24 protein-coding genes are annotated in these 21394 nt (G+C 63.7%); 15 read left to right on the top strand and 9 right to left on the bottom strand.

Translation table 11 applies throughout. The annotated features are described in order from the left end of the window. The first annotated feature begins 51 nt into the window (after window positions 1–51). Together HNE04_RS03550 and HNE04_RS03545 are read left to right on the top strand one after the other, a co-directional pair. Entirely contained in the window at window positions 52–1266 is a 1215-nt protein-coding gene (locus HNE04_RS03550; RefSeq protein ID WP_172216822.1) for a DesA family fatty acid desaturase, read from the top strand. Between the two features lie 132 nt (window positions 1267–1398). Beyond that, on the top strand, window positions 1399–1860 hold the full coding sequence (locus tag HNE04_RS03545; protein ID WP_172216821.1) for a hypothetical protein: 462 nt from the start codon (window positions 1399–1401) through the stop codon (window positions 1858–1860). A 75-nt stretch (window positions 1861–1935) separates the two neighbouring features. Here HNE04_RS03545 and rpmG read toward each other — a convergent pair whose 3' ends face one another. The 3 genes from rpmG to trxB form a co-directional block, all read right to left on the bottom strand. Then, window positions 1936–2106, bottom strand: coding sequence for a 50S ribosomal protein L33 (gene rpmG / locus HNE04_RS03540; RefSeq protein ID WP_055899695.1), 171 nt, complete (start codon window positions 2104–2106; stop codon window positions 1936–1938). Window positions 2107–2124: 18 nt separating this feature from the next. After that, the gene (gene rpmB / locus HNE04_RS03535) at window positions 2125–2358 is read right to left on the bottom strand and encodes a 50S ribosomal protein L28 (protein WP_172216819.1); all 234 of its coding nucleotides are present in this window, start codon (window positions 2356–2358) and stop codon (window positions 2125–2127) included. Window positions 2359–2477: 119 nt separating this feature from the next. After that, window positions 2478–3434: a thioredoxin-disulfide reductase gene (trxB, locus tag HNE04_RS03530; RefSeq protein ID WP_172216818.1), complete on the bottom strand. Its 957-nt coding sequence runs from the start codon at window positions 3432–3434 to the stop codon at window positions 2478–2480. Between the two features lie 134 nt (window positions 3435–3568). Between trxB and HNE04_RS03525 the strand changes: the two genes are divergently transcribed. The 3 genes from HNE04_RS03525 to lolA all read left to right on the top strand — a co-directional run bounded on the left by HNE04_RS03525 (window position 3569) and on the right by lolA (window position 7443). After that, on the top strand, window positions 3569–4243 hold the full coding sequence (locus HNE04_RS03525; RefSeq protein WP_172216816.1) for a Crp/Fnr family transcriptional regulator: 675 nt from the start codon (window positions 3569–3571) through the stop codon (window positions 4241–4243). 104 nt (window positions 4244–4347) lie between these two features. Next, a complete protein-coding gene (locus HNE04_RS03520; protein ID WP_172216815.1) occupies window positions 4348–6675 on the top strand; it encodes a DNA translocase FtsK in 2328 nt (775 codons plus the stop codon). 135 nt (window positions 6676–6810) lie between these two features. Beyond that, window positions 6811–7443 (top strand): outer membrane lipoprotein chaperone LolA, encoded by a 633-nt coding sequence (gene lolA / locus HNE04_RS03515; RefSeq protein WP_172216814.1) that lies wholly within the window; start codon window positions 6811–6813, stop codon window positions 7441–7443. A gap of 187 nt (window positions 7444–7630) precedes the next feature. On the opposite strand, the gene HNE04_RS03510 is transcribed toward lolA, so the two are convergent. Together HNE04_RS03510 and HNE04_RS03505 are read right to left on the bottom strand one after the other, a co-directional pair. Further along, window positions 7631–7915, bottom strand: a complete 285-nt coding sequence (locus HNE04_RS03510) for a GIY-YIG nuclease family protein (RefSeq protein ID WP_172216813.1) — start codon at window positions 7913–7915, stop codon at window positions 7631–7633. 127 nt (window positions 7916–8042) lie between these two features. Then, window positions 8043–8414, bottom strand: a complete 372-nt coding sequence (locus tag HNE04_RS03505; RefSeq protein ID WP_172216812.1) for a hypothetical protein — start codon at window positions 8412–8414, stop codon at window positions 8043–8045. Window positions 8415–8455: 41 nt separating this feature from the next. Between HNE04_RS03505 and HNE04_RS03500 the strand changes: the two genes are divergently transcribed. The 5 genes from HNE04_RS03500 to HNE04_RS03480 all read left to right on the top strand — a co-directional run bounded on the left by HNE04_RS03500 (window position 8456) and on the right by HNE04_RS03480 (window position 13516). Then, entirely contained in the window at window positions 8456–9781 is a 1326-nt protein-coding gene (locus tag HNE04_RS03500) for a replication-associated recombination protein A (protein ID WP_328700255.1), read from the top strand. Between the two features lie 194 nt (window positions 9782–9975). Further along, window positions 9976–10905, top strand: a complete 930-nt coding sequence (locus HNE04_RS03495; protein ID WP_172216811.1) for a branched-chain amino acid ABC transporter permease — start codon at window positions 9976–9978, stop codon at window positions 10903–10905. Between the two features lie 18 nt (window positions 10906–10923). Further along, window positions 10924–12018 carry a branched-chain amino acid ABC transporter permease gene (locus tag HNE04_RS03490; protein ID WP_172217362.1) on the top strand — a complete coding sequence of 365 codons (1095 nt, stop codon included), beginning with the start codon at window positions 10924–10926 and terminating at the stop codon, window positions 12016–12018. Between the two features lie 9 nt (window positions 12019–12027). Beyond that, a complete protein-coding gene (locus HNE04_RS03485; RefSeq protein WP_172216810.1) occupies window positions 12028–12798 on the top strand; it encodes an ABC transporter ATP-binding protein in 771 nt (256 codons plus the stop codon). A 1-nt stretch (window position 12799) separates the two neighbouring features. Further along, window positions 12800–13516, top strand: a complete 717-nt coding sequence (locus HNE04_RS03480; protein ID WP_172216809.1) for an ABC transporter ATP-binding protein — start codon at window positions 12800–12802, stop codon at window positions 13514–13516. Between the two features lie 6 nt (window positions 13517–13522). Here the strand turns inward: HNE04_RS03480 and HNE04_RS03475 are convergent, their stop codons facing one another. Beyond that, a complete protein-coding gene (locus tag HNE04_RS03475) occupies window positions 13523–14143 on the bottom strand; it encodes an outer membrane beta-barrel protein (protein WP_172216808.1) in 621 nt (206 codons plus the stop codon). 132 nt (window positions 14144–14275) lie between these two features. Continuing rightward, a complete protein-coding gene (locus HNE04_RS03470) occupies window positions 14276–15247 on the bottom strand; it encodes a Bug family tripartite tricarboxylate transporter substrate binding protein (RefSeq protein WP_172216807.1) in 972 nt (323 codons plus the stop codon). 61 nt (window positions 15248–15308) lie between these two features. Between HNE04_RS03470 and HNE04_RS03465 the strand changes: the two genes are divergently transcribed. The 3 genes from HNE04_RS03465 (at window position 15309) to HNE04_RS03455 (ending at window position 17162) form a co-directional block, all read left to right on the top strand. Continuing rightward, window positions 15309–16448 (top strand): helix-turn-helix transcriptional regulator, encoded by a 1140-nt coding sequence (locus HNE04_RS03465; RefSeq protein WP_172216805.1) that lies wholly within the window; start codon window positions 15309–15311, stop codon window positions 16446–16448. 83 nt (window positions 16449–16531) lie between these two features. Then, window positions 16532–16783: a type II toxin-antitoxin system Phd/YefM family antitoxin gene (locus tag HNE04_RS03460; protein ID WP_172216803.1), complete on the top strand. Its 252-nt coding sequence runs from the start codon at window positions 16532–16534 to the stop codon at window positions 16781–16783. After that, on the top strand, window positions 16770–17162 hold the full coding sequence (locus HNE04_RS03455) for a type II toxin-antitoxin system RelE family toxin (protein WP_172216801.1): 393 nt from the start codon (window positions 16770–16772) through the stop codon (window positions 17160–17162). Before HNE04_RS03460 ends, HNE04_RS03455 begins: the two co-directional genes overlap by 14 nt. A gap of 22 nt (window positions 17163–17184) precedes the next feature. Here the strand turns inward: HNE04_RS03455 and HNE04_RS03450 are convergent, their stop codons facing one another. Next, the gene (locus tag HNE04_RS03450) at window positions 17185–17724 is read right to left on the bottom strand and encodes a hypothetical protein (RefSeq protein ID WP_172216799.1); all 540 of its coding nucleotides are present in this window, start codon (window positions 17722–17724) and stop codon (window positions 17185–17187) included. A gap of 25 nt (window positions 17725–17749) precedes the next feature. Further along, window positions 17750–18832, bottom strand: a complete 1083-nt coding sequence (locus HNE04_RS03445; protein WP_172216798.1) for a CDP-6-deoxy-delta-3,4-glucoseen reductase — start codon at window positions 18830–18832, stop codon at window positions 17750–17752. Window positions 18833–18875: 43 nt separating this feature from the next. On the opposite strand from HNE04_RS03445, the gene HNE04_RS03440 reads away from it, so the two are divergent. Continuing rightward, window positions 18876–19799, top strand: a complete 924-nt coding sequence (locus HNE04_RS03440; protein WP_172216796.1) for an NAD-dependent epimerase/dehydratase family protein — start codon at window positions 18876–18878, stop codon at window positions 19797–19799. 124 nt (window positions 19800–19923) lie between these two features. Next, a complete protein-coding gene (locus tag HNE04_RS03435) occupies window positions 19924–21378 on the top strand; it encodes a TolC family protein (RefSeq protein ID WP_328700254.1) in 1455 nt (484 codons plus the stop codon). Window positions 21379–21394: the final 16 nt, after the last annotated feature.

Raw genomic sequence — 21394 nt, 5'->3', positions numbered from 1 at the left:
AAGCAGGCCCCCTTGGGCCGACGTCGTTTTTAAGAGAGAGACCTCCCATCTATGTTGCTTCCCGATTGGGCCGTGCTGAACGCGGCTGTTGACTGGCTGGCCCACGGCTTGCTAAATCTGTCCTGGTGGCAGGTCCTTCTGTACACGCTGGTGACTACCCACATCACCATTGCCGCCGTCACCATCTTCCTGCACCGCGCCCAGGCGCACCGGGCGATGGATCTGCACGCCATCCCGTCGCATTTCTTCCGCTTCTGGCTCTGGCTGGGTACCGGCATGGTGACCAAGGAATGGGTCGCCATCCACCGCAAGCACCACGCGAAATGCGAAACCGTGGACGATCCGCACAGCCCGCAGACCCGCGGCATCGAAACCGTGCTGTGGCGCGGCGCCGAGCTCTACCGCGCGGAAGCCAAGAACCTGGAGACCGTGAGCAAGTTCGGCCACGGCACGCCCAACGACTGGATCGAGCGCAATCTGTACACCCGCTATAGCTGGCAGGGCGTCGGCCTGATGCTCATCATCAACGTGGCCCTGTTCGGTGTCATCGGCCTGTCCGTCTGGGCCGTGCAAATGGCCTGGATCCCGATCACCGCCGCCGGCGTGATCAACGGCATCGGCCACTACTGGGGTTACCGCAACTTCGAGGCGCCGGACGCCAGCACCAACATCTCGCCATGGGGCCTGCTCATCGGTGGCGAAGAACTGCACAACAACCACCACACCTACCCGACGTCAGCCAAGTTCTCGGTCAAGAAGTACGAGTTCGATATCGGCTGGCTCTACATCACGCTGATGAGCAAGATCGGCTGGGCCACGGTCAAGAAGATCCCGCCCAAGCTGCAGCTCGGCGCCATCAAGCCGGTCGCGGACGAAAAGACGCTGGAAGCGCTGATCACCAACCGCTACGAGGTCATGGCCGGCTACGCGCGCGAAATGCGGCGCGTCTGCAAGACAGAGATCGCCGTGCTGAAGGAAAAGCAGGCCGACCTGGCGCTGCTGAAGGCCGCCAAGCGCTGGCTGCACCGCGACGACGACAAGGTGCCGGCCGCCGCCAGGCCGCATCTGGCTCAGGTACGCGCTGCCCACCCGGTTCTGGACAAGATGGTCACCATGCGCGAGGAACTGCGCCAGATGTGGCTGAACACCTCGCAGTCGCGCGAGCAATTGGCCCTCGACCTGCAGGCCTGGTGCCGCCGCGCCGAGGAAAGCGGGATCGTGGCCTTGCAGCAGTTCTCGAGGAAGCTGCGCGCGGCGCACGCGTAGGCGCAGGCGCTTCCTGACGGTACGTTCGGTAACCGTCCGACACCGATTGGGCGTTTGCCCGACATGTTGCCGATACCCAAGAGGTATTCAATGGCGACATGCGGGCCAACATGCCCGCCGCAAGGAGTCGACATGAAAAAGCTCATTCTTTCCGTTCTCGGCGCGGCCAGCCTCTGCGCCGGGCCGGCGTTCTCGCAGGAGGCGGGGAACGTGAACGACAACCTTCCGGGACCGCAGTTCGGCACGATGGAATGGGTCCACCGTTACGGCCCGAACGCCGTTCCGCCTCCCTACTCCCAGGACGGCAGGCTGCAGCAGCCGCACTACCCCTATGTGGTGCCGGCGCCCAGGATATTGGGCCGCGATAGCGCCACCCTGCGCCGTGAGCGCGAGATCGCCGCGCTGCGGGAACGCGAGATGGCGCTGCAGCGCGAGCGCGAGATCGCCCTCCAACGCGAACGTGAGCGCGACATCGCCGCGCGGCGCGATCGCCAGGGGGATCGCACCATGGGCGGACCGCGGGAGCGGGACCGGGACGGCGACGGAGTTGGCAATCGCCGTGACCGCTACCCGGACGATCCGTACCGCAACTAGCGCCTGCGACCAGGCGAAAAAAAGCCCCGCGATGCGGGGCTTTTTTGTGTCATCCCGGATCCGGAATCCATGGATTTACTTGAGCTTGGTCTCTTTGTATTCCACGTGCTTGCGAGCCTTCGGGTCGAACTTCATGATCGACATTTTCTCGGGCATCGTTTTCTTGTTCTTGCTCGTGGTGTAGAAGTGGCCGGTACCCGCGGTGGATTCCAGCTTGATTTTTTCGCGTCCGCCTTTGCTTGCCATGATGGTGCTCCTTAGGCTTTAAGCTTGACCACGCGCACGCAGGTCTGCGAGCACGGCGTCGATGCCATTCTTGTCGATGAGGCGCAGCGCGGCGCCGGAAACGCGCAGGCGAACCCAGCGGTTTTCGGTCTCGACCCAGAAACGGCGGTATTGCAGGTTCGGCATGAACCGGCGCTTGGTTTTGTTGTTGGCGTGGGAAACATTGTTCCCGACCATCGGGCCTTTGCCCGTTACGTCGCAGACGCGTGCCATTGAGATATTCCTATCACCGACCGTCACATCACGTGAGGGTCTCACCTCGCCCTGACGGGGGCGGTAACCGGCTGAATCCAGAAAGCTGAATTCAGCAGAGCCCGCAATTATAGCCTTTTTCAGCTTTCGGACTGCTCGAGGAAGCGTTGGGCGTCCAGCGCCGCCATGCAGCCGGTGCCGGCGCTGGTGATCGCCTGGCGATAGACGTGGTCCTGCACGTCGCCGGCGGCGAACACGCCCGGCACGCTGGTCATGGTGGCAAAGCCCTGCAGGCCCGACTTCGTGAAGATGTAACCGTCCTTCATCTCCAGCTGGCCTTTGAAGATGTCGGTGTTGGGCTGGTGGCCGATCGCGATGAAGCATCCCTGCAGCATCAGGTCTTCGGTTTCCCCGCTCTTGGCGTCCTTGAGGCGCACGCCGGTCACCCCGCTCGAGTCGCCGAGCACCTCGTCCAGGGTCTTGAACAGTTTCAGTTCGATCTTGCCGGCCTTCACTTTTTCCATCAGCTTGTCCACCAGGATGGGTTCGGCCTTGAACTTGTCGCGGCGGTGGACGAGGTACACCTTGCTCGCGATGTTCGACAGGTACAGGGCTTCTTCGACGGCGGTGTTGCCGCCGCCGATCACGCAAGTGACCTGGCCCTTGTAGAAGAAGCCGTCGCAGGTTGCGCAGCCCGACACGCCGCGGCCCATGAACGCCTGTTCCGAGGGCAGGCCCAGGTATTTGGCCGACGCGCCCGTGGCGATGATCAGGGAGTCGCAGGTGTATTCGCCGCTGTCGCCCTTGAGGGTGAAAGGACGCTTGCTGAAATCGACGGTGTTGATGTGGTCGAACACGATCTCGGTCTTGAAGCGTTCCGCGTGCTCGAGAAAGCGTTGCATCAACTCCGGGCCTTGCACGCCGTGCACATCGGCGGGCCAGTTGTCCACATCGGTGGTCGTCATCAGCTGGCCGCCTTGTGCGATGCCGGTGACGAGCACCGGGTCGAGGTTGGCGCGTGCTGCGTAGACTGCGGCGGTATAGCCCGCGGGGCCGGAACCGAGGATCAGGACTTTGGCGTGTTTGGTATTTGACATGGTAGAAACCTGTGTGGAAAACGCCACACCTGGGTGTACATTTTGGGGCCTTGCGGCAAGTATCAACACTTGCCAATTCAATCGGCCCGATTGTAAGAACCCATCGCGTGGCACGCACCGGAAGGGATTAAAGAATGTCGATGTTGTCCAATCTGGAACTGATTCGCCGGGTACCGCTGTTCGCGTTATTGACAGCAGCCCAGGCGGAGGCGGTTGCGGACGCCGTCGTCAAACGTCGCTTCAAGCGCGGCGAGATCATCGTGGAGCAGGGCGAGAAATCCAACACCCTGTTCATCATTCTCACCGGCAGGGTGCGAGTGGTGACCTCCGACAAGCGCGGCCGCGAGGTGATCCTGGCCACGCTGCAGCCCGGTGACTACATCGGCGAAATGAGCCTTATCGACAACGAGGCGCATTCGGCCACCGTGCGCGCCGAGGTGCAGACCGACATGCTCGCGCTGGGCCGCGCCGAGTTTGCGCGTTGCCTGCCCGAGAACAGTTCCATGGCTTACGCCATCATGAAGGGCCTGGTCCAGCGCCTGCGCCAGGCAGACCGCAAGATCGAGTCGCTGGCGCTGATGGACGTGTATGGCCGGGTAGCACGCGCCTTGCTCGAATTCGCCGCTCCCGACCGCGAAGGCCTCATGACCATCCGTGAGCGCATCTCGCGGCAGGACATCGCCAAAATGGTCGGTGCTTCGCGCGAGATGGTCAGCCGGGTCATGAAAGACCTGGAAGACCGCGGCTTCATCGAAACGCGCGAGGACGGCTCGATGCTGATCAAGGATCGGTTGACGACGCTGGGTTGATAAGAGGGCTGTCATTGCGGGCCTGACCCGCAATCCATGGCCGCCATGGATGCCGGATCAAGTCCGGCATGACAGCCGTTAAGCGTTAAGCTTTGCCCTGTTCCATGACTTACTCCCTCAATACCCTGAACAACCCGGGCGCCGCCGGATCCGCGCCGCGCGCCGGCGTCGGCCGCTTCGCCCATGAATTCGTGCTGGTGCTGGGGCTCGTGGCCCTGGTCTTCTGGTTGCTCGCCCTGGTGAGCTATTCGGCGCAGGACCCTGCTTTTTCCACCTCCGGTACGGGCGTTGCTATCCGCAACTGGGGCGGGCGCCTGGGCGCCTGGCTGGCGGACGCGAGCTACTTTCTCCTTGGTTTCTCGGTCTGGTGGTGTTTCGCCGCCGCCATACGCGCCTGGCTGGCAACGCTGGCGCGCTGGATGCGCGGCGAGCCGCTGCCCCAGCCCGAAGTGGGCAGGTTCTCCCGCACGCGCCTGGCTTTCTGGATCGCCCTGGCGGTGCTGCTCTGCGCCAGCACCGCGCTGGAGTGGTCGCGGCTGTACCGCTTCGAAACGCGGCTGCCCGATCACGCGGGCGGCGCGCTGGGCTACCTGATCGGGCCGCTGGGCGTGAAGTGGCTGGGTTTCACGGGCTCGGGCCTGGTGTTCGTGGCGCTGGTCGTGCTCGGCGCGGCCGTCGTCTTCCGATTCTCCTGGAGCCATGTCGCCGAGCGGCTGGGCGCGCGTATCGACGGCTTCATCGAGTCGCGCCGCGAGAAGCGCGAGATTGCGCAGGACCTGGCGTTTGGCCAGAAGGCCGCTCGCCAGCGCGAGGAAGTCCTGATCGAGGAACGCATCGAGATCGAGGAACACCATCCCACGCCGGTGCTGATCGAGCCGCTCGTGGTGGAGGTGCCCAAGAGCGAGCGCGTCGCCAAGGAGCGGCAAAAGCCGCTGTTCATCGAAATGCCCGACTCCAAGCTGCCGCAGGTGGACCTGCTCGATGGCGCGCAGACCCGCCAGGAGACCGTGGCGCCGGAAACGCTGGAAATGACCAGCCGGATGATCGAGAAGAAGCTCAAGGACTTCGGCGTGGAAGTGCGGGTGGTGCTAGCGCAGCCGGGCCCCGTAATCACGCGCTACGAGATCGAGCCGGCCACGGGCGTCAAGGGTTCGCAGATCGTCAACCTGGCGAAGGATCTGGCGCGATCGCTCAGCCTGATATCCATCCGGGTGGTCGAAACCATTCCGGGCAAGAACTACATGGCGCTGGAACTGCCCAACGCCAAGCGCCAGTCGATCCGCCTTTCCGAGATCCTGGGCTCGCAGGTTTACAACGAAGCCAAGTCCATGCTGACTATGGGCCTGGGCAAGGACATCATCGGCAACCCCATCGTCGCCGACCTGGCCAAGATGCCGCACGTGCTGGTGGCCGGCACCACCGGCTCGGGCAAGTCGGTGGGCATCAACTCGATGATCCTGTCGCTCTTGTACAAGGCCGAGGCGCGCGACGTGCGCCTCCTGATGATCGACCCGAAGATGCTGGAGATGTCGGTCTACGAGGGCATCCCGCACCTGCTGGCGCCGGTGGTGACCGACATGCGGCAGGCTGCGCATGGCCTGAACTGGTGCGTGGGCGAAATGGAGCGGCGCTACAAGCTCATGAGCAAACTGGGCGTGCGCAACCTCGCCGGATACAACCATAAGATCGACGAAGCCAAGGCCAAAGAGCAGTTCATCTACAACCCCTTCAGCCTGACGCCCGACAGCCCGGAGCCGCTGGAGCGCCTGCCGCATATCGTGGTGGTGATCGACGAGCTGGCCGACCTGATGATGGTGGTGGGCAAGAAGATCGAAGAGCTGATCGCCCGCCTGGCGCAGAAGGCCCGCGCCGCGGGCATCCACCTGATCCTGGCCACCCAGCGCCCCAGCGTGGACGTGATCACCGGCCTGATCAAGGCGAACATCCCGACCCGCATCTCGTTCCAGGTTTCGAGCAAGATCGACAGCCGCACCATCCTCGATCAGATGGGCGCCGAGGCGTTGCTGGGTATGGGCGACATGCTCTACATGCCCAGCGGCACCGGCTTCCCGATCCGTGTGCACGGCGCCTTCGTCAGCGACGAGGAAGTGCATCGCGTCGTGGCCTACCTGAAGGAGCAGGGCGGTGAGCCCAATTACATCGAGGGCGTGCTCGAGGGTGGCACGGTCGATGAGGACGGCGATATCCTGGGCGAGGGCGGACCTGCGGGGGAAAAGGACCCGATGTACGACCAGGCCGTGGAAGTGGTGCTGAAGAACCGCAAGGCCAGTATTTCCCTTGTGCAAAGACACCTGAAGATTGGTTACAACCGCGCCGCGCGGCTGGTGGAAGATATGGAAAAGGCTGGCTTGGTGAGCGCCATGAGCGGCAGCGGCCAGCGCGAGATCCTGGTGCCCAATCGCGCCGAATAGCGATCGGTTGCGAACTTCCGGCCGCGGGACGAACCCAACGGCATGTCATTGCGGGCTTGACCCGCAATCCATCGCGGCGCGCCAAAATGGATGCCGGATCGAGTCCGGCATGACAGCCACACACAAGGGAGTTTCATGAAAAAGTTAGTCGCGACATTGCTGGTTTCAGCCTTCGCGCTGTCGGCGCAGGCCTCGGGCCTGGACAGCCTGGAGAACTTCGTCAAGTCGGCCAAGAGCGGCCGCGCCGAATTCACGCAGATCGTCACGTCGCCCGCCCGCGAGGGCCAGACGGCGCGCAGCAAGACATCGTCGGGAACCTTCGAGTTCGCGCGGCCCAACCGGTTTCGCTTCAACTACAAGAAACCGTTCGAGCAGACCATCGTCGCCGACGGCCAGACACTGTGGCTGTACGACGCCGACCTCCGCCAGGTGACCTCGCGCAAACAGGCCGAGGCGTTGGGCTCCACGCCGGCCGCGCTCATCGCCGCGGCGCCCGACCTGACTGCGCTGCGCAAGGACTTCAACCTGGAGGCCGCCGGCACCAAGGACGGCCTGCAATGGGTCCAGGCCACGCCCAAGGCGAAGGAGGGGCAGTTGCACCTGGTGAAGATCGGATTCCGCGGCAACGACCTGGCGGCGCTGGAAATCCTCGACAGCTTCGGCCAGCGTTCCATGCTGACCTTCAACAAGATGGAACTGAACGTGGCGGTGTCGCCCGATGTCTTCAACTTCAAGCCGCCGCAGGGCGCGGACGTGGTGAAGCAGTAGGCAAGTGTGCGGCCAAGGCCGCAATGACAAGTGTGCGGGGCCTTGCCCCGCAAGGAAAGGCTGTCATGCCATGGATTGCGGGTCGAGCCCGCAATGACAACTGTACGGCCAAGGCCGCAATGACAAGTGTGCGGCCAAGCCGCAAGAAGGGCTGTCATGCCGGACTTGATCCGGCATCCATGCCTCGCTAGAGAATGCTTTCGTAAAGATCCAGCCACTGCGGATTGTTCTTCTCGATCAGAGCAATCTTCCACTCCCGCTTCCAGTTCTTAATCTGCTTTTCCTTGTGGATCGCGGCCTCGACCGACGGCGTGGACTCGAACCAGACGAGTTGATGCACCCCGTAGCGATCCGTGAAGCCCTCCACCAAACCGTTTTTGTGCTCGTACGCGCGCCTCACGAGGTTATTGGTCACTCCAACGTACAGCGTGCCGTTCTTTTGGCTGGCCATGAGGTAGACGAAGTAGTCCATGAGCAACTGTCGAGAGTCCTGGATTGCGGGTCGAGCCCGCAATGACAAGTGTGCGGGGCCTTGCCCCGCAAGAAAAGGCTGTCAGGCCCGCACTGACAAGTGTGCGGCCAAGGCCGCAAGAGAAATCTCAGATCTCGCGCGTCACCTTCTCCAGCGTCTTGCGCTCGATGAATTCGTCCATGCGCGAGAGCAGGCGCCACCACTCGGTGCCGTCCTCGCGGTAGATGCGCATGGCGCCGGCGCGCACCAGGATCTTGCGCAGCTCGTCATCCTCGAAACCACCGAGGTGGTTGCGCAAGGTGTCGAACGACCGGTCCGTGAAGCCCTTGTGACTGAGGAACGCTCGCGCGGTCTCCTCGGCCATGAATTCGGTGCGATGCTGCTCCTGCGACAAGCGCAGCTGGTTGGCAAATTGCTGGCGATTGAGCAGGTAGCTGATGCCGCCGCCGACGAGCGCGCCGAACAAGGCGGAAAAGGTTGACCAGAGTGAAGCATCCATGGGCCGGGACTATAAACGGAGCGGGATCCATAATTCCACCCGTGCCCAAGACCGTCGCCACCGCCCACCAGCCCCTGGCCGAGCGCCTGCGTCCCAAGACGCTGGGCGAGGTGATCGGCCAGCAGCACCTGCTGGGCGAAGGCATGCCTTTGCGCATCGCGTTCGAATCGGGCCAGCCGCACAGCTGCATCCTCTGGGGCCCGCCGGGCACCGGCAAGACCACCATCGCGCGGCTCATGGCCGATGCGTTCGATGCGCAGTTCATCACCATCAGCGCCGTGCTCGGTGGCGTCAAGGACATCCGCGATGCCGTGGAAGCTGCACAAATTGCGCAAGGCACGGAACTGGAAAACGCCTCCGGCGTGGGCGGCGGCGGCCGGCGCACCATCGTCTTCGTCGATGAAGTGCACCGCTTCAACAAGAGCCAGCAGGACGCTTTCCTGCCCCACGTCGAGTCGGGGCTGTTCACCTTCATCGGCGCCACCACCGAGAACCCTTCGTTCGAAGTGAACTCCGCCTTGCTTTCGCGTGCGGCGGTGTACGTACTGCAGCCGCTGGCCGAGGCCGACCTGCAGCAGATCGTGGCCAAGGCCCAGGGCATCGGCGCGGTGCCCGCGATCGAACAGGCGGCACTGGATCGCCTGATCGCTTACGCCGACGGCGATGCCCGGCGGCTGCTCAACACGCTCGAAACCCTGGCAGTCGCCGCCGGCAAGGAGAAGATCGAGGAGATCACGGACACCTGGCTGCTCAAGGTGCTGGGCGAGCGCATGCGCCGCTACGACAAGGGCGGCGAGCAGTTCTACGACACCATCAGCGCCCTGCACAAATCGGTGCGCGGCTCCGACCCCGACGCCTCGCTGTACTGGTTCATGCGCATGCTCGATGGTGGTGCAGATCCACGCTACATGGCGCGGCGCCTGATCCGCATGGCGGCGGAAGACATCGGCCTGGCCGACCCGCGCGCGCTGCGCCTGGCGCTGGACGCGGCCGAAGTCTATGAGCGGCTGGGCACGCCCGAGGGCGAGCTGGCGCTGGCCGAGTGCGTGATCTACCTGGCGATGGCGCCCAAATCCAACGCGGTCTACAACGCCTTCAACGAAGCCAAGGCCCTGATCAAGAAGGAAGGCACCCGGCCCGTGCCCCTGCATCTGCGCAACGCGCCGACGAAGTTGATGAAGGACCTCGACTACGGCCGTGACTACCGTTACGCGCACGACGAAGAGGGGGGCTTTGCCGCCGGGGAGAACTATTTTCCCGAGGGCATGCGGGCGCCGGAGTTTTACCGTCCGGTCGAACGTGGCCTGGAAATCCGCATTGCGGATAAGCTGCGTGAGCTGAAAAAGCTCAACAATCAGAAAAACTAATCGGAGCGCAACGTCCCTAACGGGACATTCTCTTCCAGGGTAAACCCCGGTCGCAGCCTGTTCTTGTAGTAAGAACGCTTGGCTACAATCGCTCACCACAAACCCGCCCATGCGTATCCTGGCGGGTTTTTTGCTAGATGGATGCGGGCTCACGAGGCCGGCGGCCGTCAGAAAAACAAACGGAGTAACCTAATATGGAAATCCTGCTGCAGCAGATCATCAACGGTCTGGTTCTCGGCAGCATGTATGCCTTGGTGGCCTTGGGCTACACCATGGTGTACGGCATCATCAACCTGATCAACTTTGCGCACGGCGAGGTCCTGATGGTCGGTGCGCTCACCAGCTGGGCCATCATCACCACGATGCAGGAGTCGTTGCCCTGGATGCCCGGCTGGGTGATCCTGATCATCGCCTTGATCATTTCCTGCGTGGTCGCCGCCGCCCTGAACTTCACCATCGAAAAGGTGGCGTACCGGCCGCTGCGAAACAGCCCCAAGCTGGCGCCCCTGATCACCGCCATCGGCATGTCGATCCTGCTGCAGACGCTGGCCATGATCATCTTCAAGCCGAACTACAAGCCCTATCCCACACTGCTGCCGGCCGTTCCCTTCCAGGTGGGCGGCGCCGTGATCACGGCCACGCAGATCATGATCCTGGGCCTCACGGCCGTGTCGCTGGCCGTGCTGATGTACCTGGTCAACTACACCAAGCTGGGCCGCGCGATGCGCGCCACGGCAGAGAACCCGCGGGTCGCCGCGCTCATGGGCGTCAAGCCCGACGTGGTGATCTCGGCCACCTTCGTCATCGGCGCCGTCCTGGCGACCATCGCCGGCGTGATGTACGCCTCCAACTACGGCACGGTGCAGCACACCATGGGCTTCCTGCCCGGCCTCAAGGCCTTCACCGCGGCGGTGTTCGGCGGCATCGGCAACCTGGCCGGTGCGGTGGTGGGCGGCATCCTGCTGGGCTTGATCGAATCGATCGGCTCCGGCTACATCGGCGCGCTCACAGGCGGCGTGCTGGGCAGCCACTACTCCGACATCTTCGCTTTCATCGTGCTGATCATCATGCTGACGCTGCGGCCCTCGGGCCTGCTGGGCGAACGCGTGGCGGATCGGGCCTAAGAGGAGAACACCAACATGATGAACTTCATCAACAAGCAGAACAGATACGTGGTGTTCCTGGTCGCGGCCGCGGCGCTGCTGATCCTGCCGCTGCTGCTGCAAACCCAGGGCAATGCCTGGGTGCGCATCGCCGACACCGCGCTGCTGTACGTACTGCTGGCCCTGGGCCTGAACATCGTGGTCGGCTATGCCGGCCTGCTCGACCTGGGCTTCGTCGCGTTCTACGCCATCGGCGCCTACATGTTCGGCCTGCTGGCCTCGCCGCACCTCACCGACAACTTCCCCTGGATCGCAGCCATGTTTCCGCAGGGCCTGCACCTGCCCCTGTGGATCGTGATTCCCGCGGGCGCGGCCCTGGCCGGCATGTTCGGCATCCTGCTGGGCGCGCCCACCCTGAAGCTGCGCGGGGACTACCTGGCTATCGTGACCCTGGGGTTCGGCGAGATCATCCGGGTGTTCATGAACAACCTGGACCACCCGGTCAACATCACCAACGGGCCCAAGGGGCTGAACCAGATCGACCCGATCCACTTCTGGGCCGTCAACCTGGGCAAGCCGTTCGACATCCTGGGCTATGAGATCGCCTCGGTCACGCTCTACTACTACCTGTTCCTGGCACTCGTTATAGCCAGCGTGGTGATCTGCCACCGGCTGGAGCTGTCTCGCATCGGCCGCGCCTGGATGGCGATCCGCGAGGACGAGATTGCCGCCAAGGCCATGGGCATCAATACCCGCAACATGAAGCTGCTGGCCTTCGGCATGGGCGCCACCTTCGGCGGCGTCTCCGGTTCCATGTTCGCCGCCTTCCAGCAGTTCATCTCGCCCGAGTCGTTCAGCCTGATGGAGTCGGTGATGATCGTCGCGATGGTCGTGCTGGGGGGCATCGGCTACCTGCCGGGGGTGATCCTGGGCGCGGTGCTGCTGTCGGCCTTGCCGGAAGTGTTGCGCTACGTCGCCGGCCCGCTGCAGGCCATGACCGAGGGCCGCCTCGACGCCGCCATCCTGCGCCAGTTGCTGATCGCGCTGGCCATGATCATCGTGATGCTGATGCGTCCGCGCGGCCTCTGGCCCGCGCCGGAACACGGCAAGTCGCTACAGAACACTCCCAAATAAGAGGGCGACATGGCAGAAACAGTACTTCGCGTCGCCGGCATTTCCAAGCGGTTCGGCGGCTTGCAAGCCCTCAGCGATGTGGGCATCACCATCGAACGCGGCCAGGTTTACGGCCTGATCGGCCCCAATGGCGCCGGCAAGACCACGTTCTTCAACGTCATCACCGGCTTGTATACGCCGGACAGCGGCAGCTTCGAACTGGCGGGCAAGCCCTATGTGCCCAGCGCGGTGCACGAGGTCGCCAAGGCGGGCATCGCGCGCACCTTCCAGAACATCCGCCTGTTCGCCGAAATGACGGCGCTGGAGAACGTGATGGTGGGCCGCCATATCCGCACCCACTCCGGGCTGATTGGCGCCATCTTGCGCACACCCGGCTTCAAGGCCGAAGAGAAGGCCATTGCCAAGCGCGCGAAGGAACTGCTCGAGTACGTGGGCATCGCCAAGTTCGCCGACTACAAGGCCCGCACGCTGTCCTATGGCGACCAGCGCCGCCTGGAGATCGCGCGGGCCCTGGCCACCGATCCCCAGCTGATCGCGCTCGACGAGCCCGCCGCCGGCATGAACGCCACGGAAAAGGTGATGCTGCGCCAGCTGATCGACCAGATCCGCAAGGACAACCGCACCATCCTGCTGATCGAGCACGACGTGAAGCTGGTCATGGGCTTGTGCGACCGTGTGACGGTGCTCGACTATGGCAAGCAGATCGCCGAAGGCACGCCGGCCGAGGTACAGAAGAACGAGAAGGTGATCGAGGCTTACCTCGGCACCGGAGGACACTGAGATGGCACAAACACTGCTGAAAGTCACCGGCCTCAAGGTGGCCTATGGCGGCATCCAGGCCGTCAAGGGCGTGGATTTCGAGGTGCGCGAGGGCGAACTGGTCTCACTGATCGGCTCCAACGGCGCGGGCAAGACCACCACCATGAAGGCGATCACCGGCACCTTGCCGCTGAACGCCGGCGATATCGAATACCTGGGCAAGAGCATCAAGGGCAAGGGCGCCTGGGACCTGGTCAAGCAGGGCCTGGCCATGGTGCCCGAGGGCCGCGGCGTGTTCACGCGCATGACCATCATAGAGAACCTGCAGATGGGCGCGCACATTCGCACCGACACGCCGGAGATCGCGGCCGACATGGACAAGGTCTTCACCATCTTCCCGCGGCTCAAGGAGCGCAGGGACCAGCTGGCCGGCACCATGTCCGGCGGCGAGCAGCAGATGCTCGCCATGGGCCGCGCGCTCATGAGCCGGCCCAAGGTGCTGCTGCTGGACGAGCCGTCGATGGGCTTGTCGCCCATCATGGTCGACAAGATCTTCGAGGTTGTGCGCGAGGTGTATGCGCAGGGCGTCACCGTGCTGCTGGTGGAGCAAAACGCCAGCCGGGCGCTGCAGATCGCCGACCGCGGTTATGTGATGGAGTCGGGCCTCATCACCATGAGCGGCGAGGCCAAGGGCTTGCTCAACGACCCCAAGGTGCGCGCCGCCTACCTGGGCGAGTAAGCCACACTAATACCGGAACTGCAGTCCGAGGCTGGTCGAGCGCACCGGGTCGCGCGCGCCACCCGGGAAGCGGAAATCGTTGCTGTCCCATTCAAGCGTGGCCGAGAGCCGGGGCGTGAAGTCGAAGCTCACGCCGGCGCCGTAGGACAGGCCAAAGCCCTGCTCGGACCCAGTGACGATGCTGCTGGCGGCGAGCGCGGAGGTTTCCGAGCGGCCGTAGGTGGTGCCGACCTTGCCGAACAAGCGAAGCGAAGGTGTCAGTTGGGTTTTGCCCACCAGGCTTAGGTTCAGCCCCTGCGACCGGGTTTCGCCGCCCGCGCGGGCGATCCGCCCCATATTGAGGTAGCCGAGTTCGACCCCCCAGAAGTTGCCGATCATGGTGCCGGTGTAGAGCTGGACCGAGCGCTCGCTGTCGTCGCACAGCAGGGCCGTGGTGCCGCAGGAAATGTTGTAGCGGGAGCGGCCCAGATTCAAGCCCAGATAACTTCGGCCGCCGGGCAGCCAGGCCCCGCGTGGAGCAGGGCCGACAGCGGTGCCGTCCGGTCCCACAGCCACTTGGGCAGCCACGGGCGCAGCGAGCGCCGAGGCAATGAAAAGAAGCCAGAGAAGGGTGCGCAGCACTACCATGACTCCACTCCTGCTTATCGTTCTGGAAGAGTCAATGTACCCACCGGTAACGAAAAGGCGTGTAGGAGAAACCTCACACGGGGCGTAGGACGCCCTTTTACGACACAAGGACTTTCCCTGAGTCCGTGGTCTTTAGTCCACCTTTGCGCCCGAAAGCCTTACTAGTTTTTCGTACTTGGTCAATTCGGCCTTCATGAATCGGCCGAACTCTTCCGGGCTGCTTGTCACGGGTTCCGCCATCAGTGCTGCGAAACGTGTCTTCGCTTCGGGCGATTGCAAAGCAGCGACGAAGGCGCTGTTGAGTTTGGCCACCACGTCTCTGGGAGTGCCCGCGGGCGCAACGAGCCCCCACCACGTGTCGATGGCGAAACCCTTGAGCGTGTCCGCCACCGGCGGCACGTCCGGCAGCGCCGGCGAACGGCCCAGCGTGGTGACGGCGAGCGCCTTGAGCTTGCCGGCGCGGATGTTAGGAGCGGCGGTGGCCAGGTTGTCGAAGTTGAAATCGACCTGGCCCGAAAGCAGCGCCAGTTGGGCCGGGCTGCCGCCGTTGTAGGGGATGTGCACCGCGAAAATGCCCGCGCCCTGCTTGAACATCTCGCCGGCGAGATGGCCGGCGCTGCCGTTACCGCCGCTGCCGTAGTTGAGCCGGCCGGGGTTGGCCTTGCCATAGGCGATGAGATCGGCCAGGGTGTTGATCTTCAGCCGTGCAGCGGTGTCCGCGTTCATCACCAGCACGTTGGGCACGCGAACCATCTGCGTGATGGGCGCGAAATCCTTGCCGGCGTCGTAGGGCATCTTGGCAAAGAGCCAGGGGTTGATGGCATGCGTTGCCACGGCGGAAATGCCGATGGTCAGGCCGTCGGGGGCAGCCTTGGCCACCGCGTCGGCGCCGATGTTGCCGCCGCCACCCGGCCTGTTGTCGATGATGACGGTGCCCAGCGAATCCTTCACCCGCTCGGCCATCAAACGGGCGGTGACATCGATCGGTCCGCCCGCGGCATAGGGAACGATCAGGCGGATAGGCCGGGCCTGCGCCAGGGCCAGCGGTGACGAAACGGCCGCTGCTGCGGCCATGGCGGAGAGGACGAGGGATCTGCGTTTCATGCCTCGTATTGTGCAGAACTTGCGGCCCGTCCCATCACCGTGCTAGATTCAGTGCTGAGCTATGCATCATCCAAGAGCCACGGGCGGAACTGACTGGGACATGATGCTGTCCGGCGTGTACGACGCGGCCTTGCACCCGAGCCAATGGGGCGATGCACTGGGCCGGATTGCGAGCCACATCGACGCCAGCTCGGCTTTCCTTTTCAGCTCGCACAGCCATACCGAGCCGGAAGCCTTCGTGCATGTGCACAACCAGCCGGCCGAGATGCTGCACGGTTTCGGCTCCTACTGGCATACGCAGGACGAATGGGCACTGGCCGCACGCCGCACGGGCCAGATGCGTCGTGGCACCTGGGTGGTGGGATCCGAACTGCTGCCCCCTGAGCGCCTTGTCAAGACCGCGTTCTTCAACGAGTTTTGCAAGCCCCACGGCATCGAGAGCCTGGTCGGCGGTGTGCTGTTCGATGGCAGCGAAGCAGACCGGATGCCCTTCACCAATGTGTCCTGGTACAGGCCCCCGGGAGCCCTGCCTTTTCAAGGCGCCGAGAAGGAGCGCCTGAAAAAGCTCGTGCCCCATTTGCAACGGGCATTACGGATCCAGCGCAACGTGCGGTCGTTGGCGGATGAACGGATGGATAAAGCCTTGGGCGCTACACGCGTCGCCAGCCTGGTGCTCGATCGCCAAGGCCGCTTGCACCATCACAACCAGCTTGCCGCATCTTTCCTGCGAAGCCTGCCCGAGGGCTGCGTGCGTTTTGGCCAACTGCGTGGCATCGGCGCCAGTTGCTCTCCATCGGTGCCTGAGGCTTTGGCCGCATGCAGCGCCAGCAACCCGGTCCGCATTGTTGCTGTGCTGCCTGGCAGCCCGCCCCAGGTCATTGGCGGCACGCTGATGCAGCTGCCATCCGAAGAGGTGCCCTCGTTGGGTGTCCATGGGCCTGAGAGATTTCTGTTCCTGATCGAGTTGCCCCGCACCGATGGCCATGGCGCCGCGGCCGCCGTGGCCGAGCTTTTCGGCCTGTCGGCGGCAGAGGTCCGGGTGCTGGGTGGGCTTCTGGAAGGCAGCTCGCCGGCAGAAATAGCCACCGCGTCAGGCACGGCAGTGGCCACCGTTCGCAGTCAGATCAAGAGCCTGTTCATCAAGACAAATACCAGCGCTCAGACCGAGCTCTTGCTGCTGATGCGCGGCATGAGGTTTTGAGCGGCTCAAGCATACCGGGTAAGCAGCGCCGATTGACAATTCGACAGGTTGTAGCTATATTTGGCTCTGATTACGGAGCCCAAATGGAAGCTATTCTCGCAGACATCGCGGTGAGCATGTCCGAGTTCAAGAAGAACCCGGCGGCTGTGCTGCGGGGAGCGAACAATCGGCCCGTGGCCGTTCTGAACCACAACCGCCCAGCCTTTTACATGGTCGAGCCATTGCTGTTCGAAGCGTTCATGGAGGAGTTGGCTGACCAGGAGCTGCATCGAAAAGTCCTTCGGCGCATGGCTGACAAGTCCAAGGCGGTCGAGGTAGGCATTGACGACCTCTAAGCAGGCTCCCAAACACAAATATCGGCTCTTCTTCCTGCCGGACGCACTCGAAGAGTGGCGCGACCTAGACGGCTCTATCCGCCAAAACCTGAAGAAGCTGCTGGCAAAGCGCCTTGACAATCCTCACGTGCCAGGCGGCGAACTGCACGGGCCTCTTTCCAGCTGCTACAAGATCAAGCTCAACAAGCAGGGCGTGCGGTTGGTCTACGAGGTCGAAGACGACAAACTCATTGTGATGGTGCTGGCGGTGGACCGGCGAGAGGACAGCGCGGCGTATAAGGCTGCTGTTGACCGACTGTCCGCCTCTGCTACGGCATTGTCGAAAGCCGGGACCCCTAAGCCCACAGCGCGGTCGCCGGGGCGATCGGGGAAGAAATGAAGAACACAGGCCTGTCGCTGCATCACTGTTTTGCGAGCGAACTGCCCTCGTCGAGCGTGTTGGGGTAGCCTTCGGAATCTTCGGTGAAGCCCGGCTGGTCGCGCTCGATGCTGAAGAAGAGGCGGCTGTTCCTGATCACTGCAAGCATCTTTTGCGTCTGGCCGTTCTCGGTGGTGATCCACTTGTCGACGATTTCGGTTCCCACGAGCTTGGTGCCGGTGACTGCCACCGTGCCCGTGCCTTCGCCGATCACCGTCGCCGTGCCGGTACAACCAGACGCAGTGTGGGTGCGGAACGTGAACGTATAGGACAGAGCCGCATCGCCCGTCTTCGCGAAAACCAGGGTCTGGGATGTGGAGCCAACGCCGGTGGACAAGCAAAGCAGCCAGGTGCCTACGTATTTGTCCACGGCCGACGCCGCGGAAACGGTAGTCGTGGTCGTCGTCGTGGTCCCCCCGGACCCTGACGTGGCCCCGGGGTTTCCGCCGCCTCCGCCGCAAGCTGCCAGCACCGCCGCCGCCGCGGTGGCAATCACCAGGTTGCGAATTCTCTTCTCCGTCATCGTGAGTCCTTTCGTTGAGGGCTTGCTAGTCTTTGTGTTTATCGGCTTCGGTGGTGAATGCGTCGGCGTGGAATTCGTCGGGTGGAAGGTTCGCGATGGCGCTGTACTCGGTGCGCGCCGAGTCCACCACGATCGGGGCGCCGCAGGCGTAGACCTGGTAGCCCGACAGGTCGGGAAAGTCTTCCAGCACCGCCTTGTGGACGAAGCCCGTGCGGCCGGTCCAGTTGTCCTCGGGCAAGGCATTGGAGATGACCGGCACGTACTTCAGGTTGGGCATCTCGGCCAGTTTTTGCTTCACCCAGTCGTCCAGGTACAAGTCGGCGGGGCGGCGGCCACCCCAATACAAGGTGGTGGGGCGGGTGATGCCCTTGAACTGCATGTGCTCCATGACGGCTTTGATAGGCGCAAAGCCGGTGCCAGACGCCAGCAGCACCATCGGCTTGTCGGAATCCTCACGCAGGTAGAAGCTGCCGTACGGCCCCTCGACCCGCAGGATTTCCTTTTCCTTCATTGCGGTGAACACATGGTCGGTGAACTTGCCGCCGGGCATGTGGCGGATGTGCAGTTCGATCGCGGGGGCGCCGGGCACCGCGGCGTCGGCCTTGACCATGGTGTGGGGCGCGTTGGCCATGGAGTAGCTGCGCCGTGCGCCGTCGCGCAGGATGAACTCGACGTACTGGCCCGCGTGGTAGCGCATGGTGTCGTTGGCGGGAAGCTGCAGCTTGACCACCATCACATCGGGCGATTTCTTTTCGAGCGACATCACGCGCGAGGGCATCTTCCTGATGGGGAAGGCGCTCTCGTCGGTGACCTGGCGCGACTCGATCACCACGTCGGTCTGCGGCACGCCGCAGCAGGTAAGGATGTAACCGGCCGCTTCTTCTTCGGCGCTCAGGGCTTTGCTCTGGTGCGGGCCATGCACCACGATGCCTTCAAGCTTCTTGCATTTGCATGAGCCGCAGGCGCCGTCCTTGCAGCCATAGGGCATGCCGATGCCCTGGCGAATGGCGGCCGGCAGGATGGCTTCGTCGGGATTGACGCCGAAAGCGCGTCCGCTGGGCTGGACCGTAACCTGGAAAGAACCCGCTGGGGCCTGGGCGGTGGTCATGTATTGAGTATCCTCGGGCTCTTTTGTTGTCAAACATACGATTTTGCCTTCATTCCAAAGTCCCCTCGGCGCATTGCCCGCGCGCTTCCGCCGCGAGCGCGTGCTGATCATCGGTTGCGGTGATGTGGGCGTGCGCGCGGCCCGCGGGCTGCAGGGCAGGGTGCGGCTGCTGGCGCTGACTTCATCGGCCGATCGGATGGGCCACTTGCGGGCGGCCGGAATCACGCCGCTGCTGGGAAACCTCGATGAACCGGCGACGCTGTCGCGGCTCGCCGGCCTGGCCACGCGCATCGTGCACCTGGCGCCGCCGCCGGGCGAAGGCAACCTGCAGTGGTGGCGCGATCTGCGCACCGCCGCCCTGCTGCAGGCCCTGAGGCGGCGCAGCCCGCCTGCATCCCTGGTGTATGGCTCGACCAGCGGCGTGTATGGCGACTGTGGCGGCGAGAAGGTCGCCGAAAGCCGGCCGCCCCGCCCGCGCACGCCCCGCGCCCAGCGCCGCGCCGATGCCGAGATGGCCATCCGCCATTACGGCCGTGCGGCGCACGTGCAGGCCAGCATCCTGCGCATCCCCGGCATCTATGCGCCCGATCGCGAAGGCGGCACGCCCCGCGAGCGCTTGCAAAAGGGGACGGCCGTGCTCGAGGCCAGCGACGACGTCTATACCAACCATATCCATGCGGACGACCTGGCGCGCGCCGTCGTCGCAGCCCTGTGGCGCGGCAAGCCGCAGCGTATCTACAACGTCAGTGACGACACCGAACTGAAGATGGGCGACTACTTCGACCTGGCCGCCGACCTTTATGGCTTGCCACGCCCACCCCGCGTGCCGCGCAGCACCGCCCAGGACGAGTTGCCGCTGATGTTGCTGAGCTTCATGTCGGAATCGCGGCGGCTGGACAACCGCCGGCTCAAGCGGGAACTGAAGCTCGCTTTGAAATACCCGACGGTGGTCACCGGACTGCTTTAGTACTCGCCCTCTTTCATGCTCTTTACGAAAATTTCCTAACTGAAATTCCTTAAGCTGTTATATTTCAGCTAGAAATAGTTGTAAAAGAGTGTGTATGAGGAATTTGGGCTCAATTGGTGTTTGCGTGGCCGTTTTTGTCTCGGGCTGCGCCAGCGTGGTACCTCAAGAGGTAACCCGCTCGCAACTCGCCACGCAGGCGGGCGAGGACAGGCAGTCCGCTCTGGCCGATATCGAGCCGGTCCGCGGGCCGGTCAGCCTGGAAGAGGCGATCGCACGGGCGCTCAAATACAACCTGGAGCGCCGCACTCGCATGATGGAAGAGGCGCTGGCGCTCAACCAGCTGGACGTCAGCAAGTACGACATGCTTCCGCGCATGGTGGCCGCAGCCGGCTATAGCGAGCGCAGCGAATTCCTGACCACGCGCTCCATCGATTCGGTCACGGGCGCCCCCTCACTGGCGAACCCCTCGATCTCCAGCGACAAGAAGCACACCGTGGGGGACCTGGGCCTGACCTGGAGCTTGCTCGACTTCGGCTTGTCTTACTACACCGCCAAGCAGAACGCCGACCGCGTGCTGATCGCCACCGAGCGCCGTCGCAAGGCCATGCACCTGTTGATTCAGGACGTGCGCACCGCCTTCTGGCGTACCGCCGGGGCGCAGAAACTGCGGGCCGATGTGCGCAAGGCCATCGAGTTGGCCGAGGATGCCCTGGTCGATGCACGCAAGGCAGAGGCGGAGCGGGTGCGCTCGCCGCTGGACAGCCTGCGCTACCAGCGCCAGCTGCTCGAAAACGTCCGGCTGCTCGAGGCGATCGAGCATGACCTGTCCACCGCCCGCGTTGAATTGGCCCACCTGATCAATGCACCGCTGGCGCTCGATCTGAAGGTGGCCGAACCCAGGGAATCCGTCAATCGCCGCCTGCTGGACCTGCCCTTGCCGGAAATGGAAGAGACCGCGATTCTGCGCAACGCGGACCTGCGCGAACAGTTCTACAGCGCCAAGATCGCCCGCGACGAGAGCCACAAAGTGCTGCTGCGGCTTTTCCCCAACCTGTCGTTCAACTTGAACTTGAAGCATGACGACGACCGTTTCCTGGTTCACAACCGGTGGAACGAGGCCGGCGCCCTGCTGTCATTCAACCTGCTGAACCTGTTGTCGGCGCCGGCGCAGAAGCGCCTGGCGGATGCCGGTGTCGCGGTCGCCGACCAGCGCCGTGTGGCGACGCAGATGGCGGTGCTGGCGCAAGTCCATGTGGCAAGGCTGCAGTACGCAAGCGCCCACCAGCAATTCACGCGCGCCGACGCCATCTACACGGTGGACGAGCGGATCAATCGCATCATCGGCGCGGGCGAACGGGCCGAAACACAGAGCAAGCTCGATCGCGTCTCCAGCAACACGACCACCATCCTGAGCCTGCTGCGGCGCTACCAGGCGCTGGCATTGCTGCATGCCGCGGCGAGCAAGCTGCAGGCCACGATGGGCGTGGAACCCACACTGCCCAGCGTGCGCGAGAGCTCGCTGGATGAACTCAAACTCGTCGCGGCGGAGTTTCTGCGGCAGACCCAAGGTGAGCCCTAAAAAGGCGAGTCGAAAA

This window comes from Caenimonas soli, assembly GCF_013155545.1.
Classification (GTDB): domain Bacteria; phylum Pseudomonadota; class Gammaproteobacteria; order Burkholderiales; family Burkholderiaceae_C; genus Ramlibacter; species Ramlibacter soli.
The sequence above is the reverse complement of the archived record's forward strand: the minus strand, read 5'-3'. Positions and strand labels throughout refer to the sequence as shown.